This is a genomic window from Candidatus Photobacterium acropomis (assembly GCF_030685555.1).
Classification (GTDB): Bacteria; Pseudomonadota; Gammaproteobacteria; order Enterobacterales; family Vibrionaceae; genus Photobacterium; species Photobacterium lucens.
Map to the genome: position 1 here is coordinate 93,075 of NZ_CP131609.1, position 12,892 is coordinate 105,966.

At 43.4% G+C, this 12,892-nt stretch carries 16 protein-coding genes; 6 read left to right on the forward strand and 10 right to left on the reverse strand.

Annotated features, from left to right (window positions below):
• Nucleotides 1-97: 97 nt before the first annotated feature.
• Together apaG and Q7657_RS06945 are read left to right on the forward strand one after the other, a co-directional pair.
• Nucleotides 98-490: a Co2+/Mg2+ efflux facilitator ApaG/CorD gene (gene apaG, locus Q7657_RS06940; RefSeq protein ID WP_181319892.1), complete on the forward strand. Its 393-nt coding sequence runs from the start codon at nucleotides 98-100 to the stop codon at nucleotides 488-490.
• Nucleotides 491-524: 34 nt separating this feature from the next.
• Nucleotides 525-1,340: a symmetrical bis(5'-nucleosyl)-tetraphosphatase gene (locus Q7657_RS06945; protein ID WP_107167059.1), complete on the forward strand. Its 816-nt coding sequence runs from the start codon at nucleotides 525-527 to the stop codon at nucleotides 1,338-1,340.
• Between the two features lie 61 nt (nucleotides 1,341-1,401).
• On the opposite strand, the gene folA is transcribed toward Q7657_RS06945, so the two are convergent.
• The 7 genes from folA to rplU form a co-directional block, all read right to left on the reverse strand.
• Nucleotides 1,402-1,884, reverse strand: coding sequence for a type 3 dihydrofolate reductase (folA, locus tag Q7657_RS06950; protein WP_107167060.1), 483 nt, complete (start codon nucleotides 1,882-1,884; stop codon nucleotides 1,402-1,404).
• Nucleotides 1,885-1,919: 35 nt separating this feature from the next.
• A complete protein-coding gene (locus Q7657_RS06955; RefSeq protein ID WP_053987349.1) occupies nucleotides 1,920-2,396 on the reverse strand; it encodes a threonine/serine exporter family protein in 477 nt (158 codons plus the stop codon).
• The gene (locus tag Q7657_RS06960; protein ID WP_107167061.1) at nucleotides 2,393-3,196 is read right to left on the reverse strand and encodes a threonine/serine exporter family protein; all 804 of its coding nucleotides are present in this window, start codon (nucleotides 3,194-3,196) and stop codon (nucleotides 2,393-2,395) included. Before Q7657_RS06960 ends, Q7657_RS06955 begins: the two co-directional genes overlap by 4 nt.
• 128 nt (nucleotides 3,197-3,324) lie before the next feature.
• The gene (gene cgtA, locus Q7657_RS06965) at nucleotides 3,325-4,500 is read right to left on the reverse strand and encodes an Obg family GTPase CgtA (RefSeq protein WP_053987347.1); all 1,176 of its coding nucleotides are present in this window, start codon (nucleotides 4,498-4,500) and stop codon (nucleotides 3,325-3,327) included.
• A gap of 82 nt (nucleotides 4,501-4,582) precedes the next feature.
• Nucleotides 4,583-5,509: a DMT family transporter gene (locus Q7657_RS06970; RefSeq protein WP_053987346.1), complete on the reverse strand. Its 927-nt coding sequence runs from the start codon at nucleotides 5,507-5,509 to the stop codon at nucleotides 4,583-4,585.
• A 66-nt stretch (nucleotides 5,510-5,575) separates the two neighbouring features.
• On the reverse strand, nucleotides 5,576-5,833 hold the full coding sequence (gene rpmA / locus Q7657_RS06975) for a 50S ribosomal protein L27 (protein ID WP_005369901.1): 258 nt from the start codon (nucleotides 5,831-5,833) through the stop codon (nucleotides 5,576-5,578).
• Between the two features lie 18 nt (nucleotides 5,834-5,851).
• Entirely contained in the window at nucleotides 5,852-6,163 is a 312-nt protein-coding gene (gene rplU / locus Q7657_RS06980; RefSeq protein WP_008989838.1) for a 50S ribosomal protein L21, read from the reverse strand.
• 277 nt (nucleotides 6,164-6,440) lie between these two features.
• On the opposite strand from rplU, the gene ispB reads away from it, so the two are divergent.
• Together ispB and Q7657_RS06990 are read left to right on the forward strand one after the other, a co-directional pair.
• A complete protein-coding gene (gene ispB / locus Q7657_RS06985) occupies nucleotides 6,441-7,412 on the forward strand; it encodes an octaprenyl diphosphate synthase (protein ID WP_107167062.1) in 972 nt (323 codons plus the stop codon).
• 126 nt (nucleotides 7,413-7,538) lie between these two features.
• Nucleotides 7,539-7,730 (forward strand): hypothetical protein, encoded by a 192-nt coding sequence (locus tag Q7657_RS06990; RefSeq protein WP_107167063.1) that lies wholly within the window; start codon nucleotides 7,539-7,541, stop codon nucleotides 7,728-7,730.
• A 78-nt stretch (nucleotides 7,731-7,808) separates the two neighbouring features.
• Here Q7657_RS06990 and mdh read toward each other — a convergent pair whose 3' ends face one another.
• Nucleotides 7,809-8,747, reverse strand: a complete 939-nt coding sequence (gene mdh / locus Q7657_RS06995; protein ID WP_107167064.1) for a malate dehydrogenase — start codon at nucleotides 8,745-8,747, stop codon at nucleotides 7,809-7,811.
• A gap of 392 nt (nucleotides 8,748-9,139) precedes the next feature.
• Between mdh and argR the strand changes: the two genes are divergently transcribed.
• Together argR and Q7657_RS07005 are read left to right on the forward strand one after the other, a co-directional pair.
• The gene (gene argR / locus Q7657_RS07000) at nucleotides 9,140-9,610 is read left to right on the forward strand and encodes a transcriptional regulator ArgR (protein WP_008989843.1); all 471 of its coding nucleotides are present in this window, start codon (nucleotides 9,140-9,142) and stop codon (nucleotides 9,608-9,610) included.
• A 259-nt stretch (nucleotides 9,611-9,869) separates the two neighbouring features.
• The gene (locus tag Q7657_RS07005; protein WP_107167065.1) at nucleotides 9,870-10,853 is read left to right on the forward strand and encodes a TAXI family TRAP transporter solute-binding subunit; all 984 of its coding nucleotides are present in this window, start codon (nucleotides 9,870-9,872) and stop codon (nucleotides 10,851-10,853) included.
• Between the two features lie 41 nt (nucleotides 10,854-10,894).
• Here the strand turns inward: Q7657_RS07005 and Q7657_RS07010 are convergent, their stop codons facing one another.
• Both Q7657_RS07010 and mpl read right to left on the reverse strand, forming a co-directional pair.
• On the reverse strand, nucleotides 10,895-11,509 hold the full coding sequence (locus Q7657_RS07010; RefSeq protein ID WP_161117747.1) for a flavin prenyltransferase UbiX: 615 nt from the start codon (nucleotides 11,507-11,509) through the stop codon (nucleotides 10,895-10,897).
• Nucleotides 11,510-11,522: 13 nt separating this feature from the next.
• Nucleotides 11,523-12,875, reverse strand: coding sequence for a UDP-N-acetylmuramate:L-alanyl-gamma-D-glutamyl-meso-diaminopimelate ligase (gene mpl, locus Q7657_RS07015; protein WP_107167067.1), 1,353 nt, complete (start codon nucleotides 12,873-12,875; stop codon nucleotides 11,523-11,525).
• Nucleotides 12,876-12,892: the final 17 nt, after the last annotated feature.

A 12,892-nucleotide genomic window follows, 5' to 3' on the forward strand; every position in this document is an offset into this window, starting at 1 on the left:
GCGTTACACGAAAACCCCGAGAGCCTCACGGTTATCGGGGTTTTTCTTTCTTTGTGTTTGAATAAAGCTAGAATGAAAGAAGATCATAAGCAAAAGGATGTTGTCTGTGAGTATTACTTCTCCCCCAACAATCAAATGTTATGTTGTTACCCATTATCTCGCCGATCAATCAGAGCCTGATGAAAACCGTTACGTTTTTTCCTATACCATCACCATTCATAATCTTGGTCGAGGTCAAGCCCAACTACTTAAACGTCACTGGTTGATCACCGATGCCAATGGCAAAAAGTTAGTCATCGATGGTGAAGGCGTCGTCGGCAAACAACCTGTGATTGAAGCTAGTGATGACTATACCTACACCAGTGGTACAATTATCGATACCCCGATCGGTGTGATGCAAGGCCATTACATTATGGAAGACGGGAACGGTAACAGCTTTAAAGTGGACATCGCTCCATTTCGTTTGGCGATGCCCAATATAATCCACTAGCTGTATCACTCACTTTCCTCAATACGAGAGCACTATGGCAACCTACCTTGTTGGTGATATTCAGGGCTGCTTACCTGATCTAAAAAAGCTCCTTTCTCAAGCAAACTTCAATCCAGAATACGATCAACTATGGCTTGCTGGCGATCTGGTAGCTCGTGGTCCAGAGTCATTGGAAACCCTACGCTTTGTAAAATCATTAGGTGATAGCGCCCAAGTAATTTTAGGTAATCACGATTTACATTTACTTGCAGCGGCAAACGGATTAGCACGTTTGAAGCCTAGTGATAAAACCCAAGCGATTTTAGAAGCGCCTGACTGCAATGAATTATTAGATTGGTTGCGCCACCAGCCACTATTAGCAGAGCATCCTGACTTTCCTCTTGTGATGGTACATGCAGGCATTAGCCCACAATGGTCACTGGCAACAGCACGTCAACAAGCCCGCCATGTCGAGGCCCTGCTACAATCCGATCGCTATGTATGGCTGTTAGAAAACATGTATGGCGATGGGCCTGATTTTTGGCAAAAAGATCTGAGTGAATTAGAGCAACTTCGCTATACCATCAATAGCTTTACCCGTATGCGCTTTTGCGAGCCAGATGGGCGTTTAGATATGCATTGTAAAGTAGAGCCGGGAAATCCAGACGTCGGCAGTTTAATCCCATGGTTTGAAGTAAAACGTGCAGAGCCGATTGAGAAAACCATTATCTTCGGTCATTGGGCGGCACTAATGGGACATACCGATGAGCACTGTATCGGGCTTGATACCGGCTGTGTATGGGGTAATAGTTTAACCATGCTGCGCTGGGAAGATGGCAAACGCTTTGTTACTGAGTGTCCAATCTATTAACTTGCGTAGTATTAGAAAATAGAATAATGCCCACCATTTTGTGGGCATTATTTACATTTAATTAATCACGTTCAAGCACAGTAAAGTCCATCGCATACGCATTTTTTTCATCAGCAGCGTAATGCTCTGTACTCACTTGATGCCAGCCATTACCCCACTCAGGAAAACGTGTATCACCATCAAGATCAGCATCAATAAACGTCAAATACAGACAATCAGCTTGCGCTAAACAAGCTTGGTAAATACTGCCACCACCGATGATCATCAGCTCTTCAACATCGCCAGCCGCTTGCTTTGCGGTATTAATATCACCGACCACCGTGATCCCTTCAGCATGAAAGTCAGGATTTCGGCTGATCACAATATTGTGTCGCCCCGGTAATGGACGACCGATTGATTCAAACGTCTTACGTCCCATCACCACAGGCTTCCCTAAAGTACATTGCTTAAACCAAGCAAAATCAGCAGGCAAATGCCATGGCATCGCATTTTCTTTTCCAATTACTCGATCATGTGCCATTGCAGCGATCATACTGATCTTCATCTTTAGGGATCTCCTTTTAAATTCGTGAAGCTAGGTTATACCACAGGACGACGGCGATAGAACAATAATCCCGGCATGGCTAAGCCAATCGCTAAGGCGGCAACGATAAAGATCGCTTTTAACACGTTCTCAATCATCAACCCCCATAGCTCCATCGAAAAACCACGGTGATTGATCTCTACTATTGCAATCATTGCCTTATAAGCAAACACACCGGGTACCATAGGGATCATCGCCGCGACCGTAAACACTTTAGGGTGCGCTAAAAAGCGGTGTGACCAGTGTACACCGATCATTCCCACCACAGTGGCAGCAGCAAGTGTAGCCCACTCAATCGGCATTCCCCAATGCATCAAAAGAAAACGAGTTCCGTGTCCTAATGCGCCACCGATGGCACAGTACTTCAGTGCTTTTGGTGGTACGTTAAACACTAATGCAAAACCAACCGCAGGGATCATCGCAAAAAACATATCATTGCCAAGTGCGATCAGAAGCTCCAACAACGCATTCATAACAACCATCCCCACACATTCAGCACGTTCATTGCTGCAACAATGCCAATGCAAGTGGCTAACGTCAGTAAACTCGCCATTGTCCATCGTGCTAATCCCATCGATGGATAGCCTTTCACCATATCAGCAACAGCATTAATTAAAGGAAAACCCGGTACGAGCATTAACACAGAAGAAGCCATGGCGATAAAAGGCTTATCGCCTATTTGATACACCTGAGCAAAGCCAGAAATAAGTGTGGTGACAAATGCAGTGAAAGCAAAATTGATCAAAGGGTTGAAATGACAATGGGCAATCTCTTGGCGGACAAACATACCAATAGAAGAGGCAATAAAGGTAACAAAGAAAACAGGCCAATCGCCACCAGCTAAGCGGCTGAATGACGCACAAGAAAGACCGATCATAATGATCACTAACAAGCGAGGATAACGCTGGGGTTGAATTTGCTCGAGTTTGTTATGAACATCTCTAAGATCCATTAAGCCACGTTCAGTCAAAATACAGATCCGTTGGATCTCAGTGACAATCTGCATGTTGATCCCACCGTCTTGGCATTGGCGAGTGGTAGTAATACAGCTTCCCATATGGCGAGTACTGATCACCATAGAACTGGCAGACAGTGATACTTCAACACTTTCTACCCCTAACGCCAGCCCTAAGCGTCGTGTTACATCCATTACTAAGGCACTTTCTGCACCGTGCTGTAATAAACGTTGACCAGCTGAAATAGCCAATCGTGTGATTTCCCTTTGCTCTGGTTCCGAAAGTGGGGCTATTTCACGCTCCGTGTAACTTGCCATGTCTCATCCATAATGATTGGTTACTTTTCATACCACTAAGCATATCGAATTCGATCACACTTTATTTTGATAAGGCACAAAAAAAGCCGTACCTCTCAGTACGGCTTGTTCGACACAATCAAATCAGATTATGGCTTGTAGATGATTTCAACATCGTAATCATCTTCATTCCAATCATCCCAATCTTCATCGTCGTCGTCATCGAATTTCGCTTTCTTAAGCTGCTCAGCGTGGTAATCATCCCACTTGAAGTCAACTTTATCTTCTTTCGCTTCTTCTTCAACGTATGCTTCACGAGGCAATGCTTCAATTGCTTCCATTAGATCATAAGTAAGCTCTTTCGTACCTGTACGATTTAGCGCAGAAATACTGTAGTACTTATCTTCCCAAGCAAGGGCTTCAAGTACTTCAGTCATCTTCTCTTGTGCTTCTTCTTCATCAAGCAGATCAGCCTTGTTGAAGACGATCCAACGCGGCTTGTTACCAAGCTTATCGCTGTATTGCTCAAGTTCGTTGATGATTGTAAATGCATTCTCAACGGGATCAGAACCATCAACAGGCAGTAGATCGATCATGTGAAGCAATACACGACAACGCTCTAAGTGCTTAAGGAAACGAATACCTAAGCCAGCACCATCAGCCGCACCTTCGATTAGACCAGGAATATCAGCAACCACAAAATTACGGTCTGAATCCACACGTACCACACCTAAGCTTGGTACTAGGGTTGTAAATGGGTAATCTGCTACTTTTGGCTTAGCCGCTGAGACAGCACGAATGAAGGTAGATTTACCCGCATTAGGTAAACCAAGCATACCTACGTCAGCCAATAGTAATAGCTCAAGACGAAGATGACGAACTTCACCCGCACTACCCATGGTCTTTTGACGAGGAGCACGGTTTACAGATGATTTAAAGCGAGTGTTACCAAGGCCGTGGAAACCACCTTTAGCTACCATCACTTTCATGCCGTGTTCAGTCAGATCGGCAATCACTTCACCTGTATCTTCATCAACAGCACGTGTACCTACAGGCACAGTTAGCACCTTATCAGCACCACGTTTACCGGTACAGTTACCACCACGGCCGTTCTCACCACGCTCAGCAGCATGGAAACGCTCGAAACGGTAATCAATCAGGGTGTTAAAGTTTTCATCAGCGAGTAGGTAAACGTCACCGCCGTCACCACCATCACCACCGTCAGGTCCACCTTTCGGGATGTACTTTTCAGTACGAAAACTTACTACGCCGTTACCACCGTCACCGGCATCAACTTTGATAACTGCTTCATCTATAAACTTCATTCTTTTCTCCGCACTCTGGCGTTCAACATACGATCATGATCACCAACGCATCATGATGTAGTAATACTTGTCATCGACCTGATTATTTGTGCTGGCGAATAAATTTATGGCCTATAGCACAGCATATCGCACCGCTTACCACGACCATTGCTCCGAGGTAACCCCAGATATTCAGCGTTACCGCTGCAACATATTGTGGCCAAGCAAGGCTGGCGAGATCGACAAATAATATTGTAAACAAAGGAGTCAGCGTGATCACTGCACTCACTTGCGAGGCTTGCCAACGTGACATTGCTTCAGCAAAGGCACCATAGCCAACAAGCGTATTAATACAACAGAACATCAACATCGCAAGTTGACGATCATCCATTGCAAAGATCTGTTCAGGTTGTGCCATTGGCGTTAAGATCAAGGCACAGATCACATAGATCATCAGCAAAATTTGTGCTGATGTAAACTGCCTTAACAACCACTTCTGTGCAAGGCCATATACCACCCACACAACGGCAGCCGCCACTGCTAAACTTACACCTAGAGTATAACCAGAAAAACTGGTAAACAACTCAATTAAGCGTTCGTTAAAAAACAATAAAAGGCCGCCAAGTAAACAACTCACACCAATGATCTGATGTTTGGCGAGCTTTTCTTTAAACACCCATGCACTGGTCACCAACAGCCCCACTGGCGCTAATTGGATAATAACTTGTACAACAGGTGGATTAAGGTACTGCAACGAGCTATTAAACAGAACGAAATTACCAGCAAGCCCCAAGCTTGCAACCAGTAATATCACGCCACCGACTCGTCCAATATTTGACACGCTTGGTAACTGTTTTTTCCAGCCTAACAGTAAGCCTAAACCCACAGAGGCGGTAATAAATCGATACCAAACGATGGTAAAAGGGTCCATCACTTCAACAGCTTGCTTCATCGCAATTGGTAACGCGCCCCAAAAGACTGCCGTTGTTAATGCGAGGAAAAAGCCGATCATAGGGCCACGATCGCGCATAAACCCTCCAGATATAAAAAGCCCCGCCAATAGGCAGGGCTTTAATCTTCGTGTCAAAGTTGAATATTATTCAGCTTCGATAGATACGAATTTACGGTTCTTAGGACCTTTAACTTCGAACTTCACTTTACCGTCAGATAGAGCGAATAGAGTGTGGTCTTTACCTAGGCCAACATTGTTACCAGCGTGGAACTTAGTACCACGTTGACGAACGATGATGTTACCTGCTAGTACAGATTCGCCACCAAAACGCTTAACACCTAGGCGTTTGCTTTCTGAATCACGACCGTTGTTAGTAGAACCGCCAGCTTTTTTGTGTGCCATCTTTAAATTCTCCTGTTATTAAGCGCTGATGCCAGTAATTTTGACTTCAGTGAACCACTGACGGTGGCCCATTTGCTTACGAGAGTGCTTACGACGACGGAACTTAACGATTTTAACTTTATCGCCACGACCGTGAGTAACAACTTCAGCTGTTACTTTACCGCCAGCTACAAAAGGTGCGCCTACAGTTACTTCTTCGCCGTTAGCTACTAGAAGTACTGAGTCGAATTCAATGCTAGCGCCAGTTTCAGCGTCTAGTTTTTCTAAGCGTAGGGTTTGGCCTTCGCTTACACGGTGTTGTTTACCACCACTTTGGAAAACAGCGTACATGTCTTACTCCGCTTGTCCGCATAGGCCATATGCCACGTATATTGGGCTATGGGTATGCGCTTAATCTTGTCATCAATAGGGCGCAGATTCTACGTAAAAATAGGGCTTATGGCAAGCCATTATGGAAAGAAAATTGATGAAAAGCTGCTCAACAAAAAAAGTCTTTGAAATAGCGCACGTTGGGGTTATGAAGATAGGACTGTTTTAGTGTAAGATTCGATAAATCATTCGAATCACTTTTCCGCCCTACGTGGCTAACAATCTTGCTGGATGTACAATGGATTTTAAAGCTATCCAAGCGCTCACCGCCAACGATATGGCCCAGGTCGACGCGAAGATACAAGCGCAACTTAACTCAGACGTTGCCCTTATCAATCAACTAGGTTTCTACATTGTCAGTAGTGGTGGCAAACGCCTACGCCCCATGCTAGCTGTACTTGCAGCGCGTGCATTAGGCTATGACGGTGAAAAACATACAACGGCAGCCGCTTTTGTTGAATTTATTCACACCGCAACATTATTGCACGATGATGTAGTTGATGAATCAGACATGCGTCGCGGCAAAGAAACCGCCAATGCCGCATTTGGTAATGCAGCAAGCGTCTTAGTTGGTGATTACATTTACACCCGCTCATTCCAAATGATGACTAGCCTACGATCTTTAAAGATCCTCGACATCATGAGTGAAGCTACCAACGTGATCGCTGAAGGTGAAGTATTACAGTTGATGAACTGTAATGATCCTGACACGACAGAAGATAGCTACATGCAAGTTATCTACTCAAAAACAGCACGCTTGTTTGAGGCATCAACACAAATCGCAGCAATTATTGCTGATGCCCCAGCTGAAATTGAACTTGCCTTCCAAGAGTACGGCCGTTACTTAGGTACAGCATTCCAGCTTATCGATGATGTCCTTGACTATATTGCTGATGGCAAAGAAATGGGCAAGAACGTAGGTGATGATTTAGCAGAAGGTAAACCGACGTTACCATTACTCCATGCAATGCACCACGGTAATGAAGAACAAGCAGCAATGATCCGAGAAGCGATTGAGAAAGCCAATGGCATGGAGAAACTGGATGTTATTCTAGCTTGCATGCATGAACATGGCTCACTGGAATACACTCAAAAGCGCGCTGAAGAAGAAGCAGAAAAAGCCATTGCAGCCTTAGCGCCTATTGCTGATTCTGACTACAAAGAAGCCTTAGTTTCACTGGCTCACATGGCAGTACAACGCAATAAATAAGCCAGCACCTTAACTCAATAAAACCTGTCATCTTTGGCAGGTTTTTTTATGCCTAAAATAGAACGAACATGATGATCTATACTTTAAATCAACCTATTTCTTTTGCTAAATCGGTAGGAGTAAATAATGGAGATAACCCAACTTAAGGTGGGTATGTGGGTAGAATCATTGCATGGGGTTGGCAAAGTGATCGGTATTGATCCACAAAACAATGCCGTGATCATTGAACACAAAGATGATCATCAACTTCGCTCAGTTGAATGCAATGAGATCGTTGACCAACCACAACTACATTCAGGCTGTGATCGTTACTATTGACAGTATTGATACCGCAATATGTTCAGATAATAAAAAAAGCGACTCATAAAGCCGCTTTTTCTCTTCTTTTAATCGCAATTATTTCGCTGCGAACTCTTCACCTAACGTGATATCGCCTTTTAGCGTCTCTAGCATGCTTTCCATTGCAGATTGCTCAAAGTCACTTAATGAACCGTAGTCCATGACTTCTTCAATACCTTCTTTACCTAAAAGTACTGGTTGTGCGAAGAAACGTGCATGTTTACCATCACCTTCAACATAAGCACATTCAACAATACCTTGCTCACCTTGCAGTGCACGAACAAGAGCAAGACCAAAGCGACATGCCGCCTGACCCATAGATAGTGTTGCTGAGCCACCACCCGCTTTGGCTTCAACCACTTCAGTACCCGCATTTTGGATACGTGGTGTCAGTGCTTTGATTTCTTCTTCAGTAAACTCAACACCTTCAACTTGTGATAGTAGAGGCAAGATAGTCACACCTGAGTGGCCACCAATAACCGGAACACGAATATCACAAGGTGCTTTATCTTTTAGCTCAGCTACAAAAGTTTCTGAACGGATCACATCAAGCGTTGTGATACCAAATAGTTTACGTTTGTTATAAACGCCAGCTTTCTTTAATACATCTGCCGCGATTGGTACTGTTGTATTAACAGGGTTAGTGATAATACCTACGCAAGCTTCTGGACACACTACCGCAATTTTTTCTGCTAGTGACTTAACAATACCTGCGTTCACATTAAATAGATCCGCACGATCCATACCAGGTTTACGTGCAACACCTGCAGAAATTAGGACAACGTCAGCCCCTTCTAATGCAGGCGTTGGATCTTCGCCCGCATAGCCTTTAATAGTAACAGGGGTTGGGATATGGCTAAGATCAGCAGCAACACCCGGTGTAACAGGTGCAATATCATATAGAGCAAGATCTGAGCCAGCAGGCAGACGGTTTTTAAGTAGCAGAGCAAGTGCTTGACCGATACCACCAGCAGCGCCAATTACAGCAACTTTCATGTTCGTTCTCCTTTACGATAGAAGTATCTTTTTTTATTAGTACATCTTATTTGAACACCACTATAAATGGTCAAATAAGAAGATTAATGGGACGTTATAGCAAGCTGATAACAAATACAATCGCCAGCCTCACGCTTTGCGAAGTTGAGCAGAAACCCACTTTATTGACCTATAATCTCACAAGAAGAAAACACTTTTATTCAAAAAAATGAGAATTTAATCAAAAAGCAGTTTATGTTATTCAATAAAAACAATAACAAAGATTGTTTTGCAGTTTATGCAGATCGCTAACCTCTGATAATGCAAAAATCAGATTTCATGCAGTTTGTTTGCTAGTTAGTGATAGGTTATGCAAAAATACCTTACCTCGTCCCTGTAGATAATATTTATTTATGCGAAATTCAGATAAACAAGAACGTTTAGTAAAAGCGTTTAAAGCAATTCTAAAAGAAGAAAAATTTAGCTCTCAAGGTGAGATCGTTGACACCTTGAAGGCTCAGGGTTTCGATAATATCAACCAATCTAAAGTGTCACGTATGCTAACCAAGTTTGGTGCGGTACGTACACGTAATGCAAAAATGGAAATGGTGTATTGTCTACCTGTAGAGCTAGGCGTACCAACCACCACAAGTCCATTAAAAGATCTTGTGATGGATGTGGGCTATAACAGCGCATTAGTGGTAATTCACACAGGTCCTGGAGCCGCTCAAGTGATCGCGCGCCTATTAGATTCATTAGGCAAAGCAGAAGGTATTCTTGGTGTAGTCGCTGGTGACGATACTATCTTTATCACTCCAACGAACACAGTAACCACTCTTGAGTTGTACGATTCAGTGTGTGAGCTGTTCGAATACAGTAAGTAATTTGTTTGGGTCTATTTATTTTCACAATTAACAGAAAACTCAAATAGACCCGGCACCTCACCTAACATATTCTTTGATCCCTTTCCTGCTAACTCCCCAACATTTCGTTTTTTACATCTTATACTTCTGCTAAGTGAGCGATTGCTCACAGACAAAAACAGCACCCCTTATTCTCATTTGCTATGATAAACATTCAATTTATTCATTAATACGCTCTGATTTTATATTTACTCATTTCATGATAAGAAAGGATTCATTCATGACATTAAAAAAAAGAGTAATGCTTGGGCTATTTACGCTAGGTTGGTACTGCTTTATGACTACCGCCCATGCTCAAAGCTTTATTACTATAGGAACTGGCCCGATTAATGGCGTTTACTATCCAACAGGTGGTGCCATCTGTAAGCTCGTCAATCAAGAACGTCAGCTGCATAACTTACGCTGTTTAGTTGAATCGACAACCGGCTCGATATACAACATTAACAAACTTAAAGATCAGCAACTCGATTTTGGTATTGTGCAATCAGACTGGCAATTTCACGGCTATAACGGCACCAATCAATTTAGCTCTCAAGGTCCATACCACAAGATGCGGGCGATCCTGTCACTGCATGATGAGCCATTCAATATCATTGCCCGTAAAGACTCTAATATTAATAACCTAGATGATCTAAAAGGAAAAAGGATCAATATTGGTGAAACAGGATCCGGCGATAGGGCTACCATGAAAATCGTCATGGATAGTCTCGGATGGGATCATAATGATTTTCAACATGTCTCCATTCCACCTGCAGAACGTTCAGAAGCATTATGTAATAACAAAATAGATGCTTATATCTTTTTGGTTGGTCATCCTAATGGCGCAATAAAAGAGGCGGCTGTTTACTGCAATGCGAAAATGATCTCAGCAAAAGGAAAAAATATCGATAAGATCATTTCAACGCACCCTTTCTATGCCAAATCCATAACCCCTAATGGACTCTATAAAGGGATCGAAGAAGATATTGAAAGTTTTGGTGTTTCAGCCACCTTAATCTCAAGTACAGATGTCCCAGACGAGACCGTTTACGCCCTTACAAAATCTATTTTTGAAAACTTTGATATGTTTAAGCGTCTACACCCTGCTTTTGCCAACTTAAATAAAACCGACATGCTGAAAAACGGTTTATCTATCCCCTTTCACCCTGGCGCGGTGCGCTATTATCAGGAAGCTGGCTATCTGCCAGAAAATGAAAAGTATTAAAAAAGCCCGCACAATTGCGGGCTTTATTTATGCTTAAGCTATTAGCGTTGATCGTATCCCCATCGAGGAACGAGACCTTGCTCCACACCAAGGTGATCGAGAATTCGAGCCACCATAAAATCAATCAAATCATCAATTGACTGAGGTTGGTGATAAAAGCCGGGAGCAGCAGGCATCACCGTCACACCAAGCTTTGATAATTTCAGCATATTTTCTAAATGGATCGTAGAAAATGGCGTTTCACGTACCACCAGCACTAACTGACCACGCTCTTTGATCACCACATCAGCTGCACGCTCAATCAAATTATCAGACATCCCATAAGCAATAGATGCCAGTGATCCCGCTGAACACGGACAAACAACCATTTGTTTTGGGGCTGCCGAACCTGATGCGACCGGTGAGAACCAATCATCTTTACCGCAAACAATCAATTTTTCAGCATCACAATGAAGATGCTCAACTAATTGCTCTCGCGCTTTATCAGGCGATGCCGATAGCTTCAAGCCATGCTCAGTTGCTAGAACCACGCGTGCTGCTGATGAAATCAACAAGTATACCTGATAATCAGCCGCTAATAAGCACTCCAATAGTCGCAAACCGTAAGGAGCACCCGATGCGCCAGTCCATGCGAGCGTTATACGCTTATCCGTCATTCCCATTTCCTACTTACTTTGCTAATGCGGTTAATAGCTTGTCGTGAATACCACCAAAGCCACCGTTACTCATCACTAAAATGGTATCGCCTGGCTTTGCTTGCTCCACAATACGCTTAACCAGTTCATCAAGATCACCATTGCAATAGGCAGGTTGAGAACATTGCTGTGCGATCTCTTCTACCGACCACGGAATATTGGGTGGTTGGAAGAAGAACACTTCATCAGCCGCATGTAACGATGGTGCAAGATCGTCTTTGTGAACACCCAGTTTCATGGTGTTTGAACGTGGCTCTAACACCGCAAGAATACGTGAATTACCGACTTTAGCGCGTAAGCCACCAAGAGTAAGTTCAATTGCCGTTGGGTGATGAGCAAAGTCGTCATAAACCGCAACGCCATTTTCTTCACCTTTTAGCTCTAAGCGACGCTTGGTATTAATAAATTTCGCTAATGCTTCACAAGCTAGATCTGGTGTTACACCGACATGACGCGCTGCGGCAATCGCCATCAATGCATTATTAACATTATGATCGCCAACTAAAGACCAGCGTACCGTGCCAACATTATCGCCATCAAGATGCACATCAAACACACTGCCATCTTCACGGTGTTTTTCTGCACGCCAGTGACCATCACCACCGATATATTCAAGCTCACTCCAACAACCCATCTCTAGGGTTTCATCGATATTCTTTACCCCTTTCGGTGCTAAGATACGACCATTACCTGGAACAGTACGAATCAGATGGTGGAATTGACGTTGGATTGCTTTTAGATCATCAAAAATATCAGCATGATCAAATTCCAAATTATTCATGATCAAAGTACGAGGGTGGTAATGGACAAACTTCGAACGTTTATCAAAAAAAGCACTGTCATATTCATCCGCTTCAACCACGAAGAACATGCTTTCACCTAGGCGTGCTGAAATACCAAAGTTACCTAAAACACCACCGACTAAAAAGCCCGGCTGATAACCACAATCTTCTAAAATCCAAGCCAACATACTAGCTGTGGTAGTTTTACCGTGTGTACCTGATACCGCCATTACCCAGCGATCATGTAATAAATATTCTTGTAGCCACTGTGGGCCTGAGGTATAGCGTAAATTGTTATTTAATACGTATTCAACGCAAGGGTTACCACGACTCATGGCATTACCGATCACCACTAGATCAGGTGCAGGATCTAACTGAGCAGGATCGTACCCTTGAATAATTTCAATGCCTTGAGCTTCTAACATGGTGCTCATTGGCGGATAAACATTAGCGTCAGAACCAGTGACTTTATGACCTAGCTGTCTTGCAAGCATTGCAGCACCGCCCATGAATGTACCGCAAATACCGAGAATATGAATGTGCATTACTGCTGGCTCCGTGA

Coding starts and splice junctions, on each gene's coding strand:
- apaG (WP_181319892.1), top strand. CDS start 98: ATGTTGTCTGTGAGTATTACTTCTCCCCCAACAATCAAATGTTATGTT.
- Q7657_RS06945 (WP_107167059.1), top strand. CDS start 525: ATGGCAACCTACCTTGTTGGTGATATTCAGGGCTGCTTACCTGATCTA.
- folA (WP_107167060.1), bottom strand. CDS start 1,884: ATGAAGATCAGTATGATCGCTGCAATGGCACATGATCGAGTAATTGGA.
- Q7657_RS06955 (WP_053987349.1), bottom strand. CDS start 2,396: ATGAATGCGTTGTTGGAGCTTCTGATCGCACTTGGCAATGATATGTTT.
- Q7657_RS06960 (WP_107167061.1), bottom strand. CDS start 3,196: ATGGCAAGTTACACGGAGCGTGAAATAGCCCCACTTTCGGAACCAGAG.
- cgtA (WP_053987347.1), bottom strand. CDS start 4,500: ATGAAGTTTATAGATGAAGCAGTTATCAAAGTTGATGCCGGTGACGGT.
- Q7657_RS06970 (WP_053987346.1), bottom strand. CDS start 5,509: ATGCGCGATCGTGGCCCTATGATCGGCTTTTTCCTCGCATTAACAACG.
- rpmA (WP_005369901.1), bottom strand. CDS start 5,833: ATGGCACACAAAAAAGCTGGCGGTTCTACTAACAACGGTCGTGATTCA.
- rplU (WP_008989838.1), bottom strand. CDS start 6,163: ATGTACGCTGTTTTCCAAAGTGGTGGTAAACAACACCGTGTAAGCGAA.
- ispB (WP_107167062.1), top strand. CDS start 6,441: ATGGATTTTAAAGCTATCCAAGCGCTCACCGCCAACGATATGGCCCAG.
- Q7657_RS06990 (WP_107167063.1), top strand. CDS start 7,539: ATGGAGATAACCCAACTTAAGGTGGGTATGTGGGTAGAATCATTGCAT.
- mdh (WP_107167064.1), bottom strand. CDS start 8,747: ATGAAAGTTGCTGTAATTGGCGCTGCTGGTGGTATCGGTCAAGCACTT.
- argR (WP_008989843.1), top strand. CDS start 9,140: ATGCGAAATTCAGATAAACAAGAACGTTTAGTAAAAGCGTTTAAAGCA.
- Q7657_RS07005 (WP_107167065.1), top strand. CDS start 9,870: ATGACATTAAAAAAAAGAGTAATGCTTGGGCTATTTACGCTAGGTTGG.
- Q7657_RS07010 (WP_161117747.1), bottom strand. CDS start 11,509: ATGACGGATAAGCGTATAACGCTCGCATGGACTGGCGCATCGGGTGCT.
- mpl (WP_107167067.1), bottom strand. CDS start 12,875: ATGCACATTCATATTCTCGGTATTTGCGGTACATTCATGGGCGGTGCT.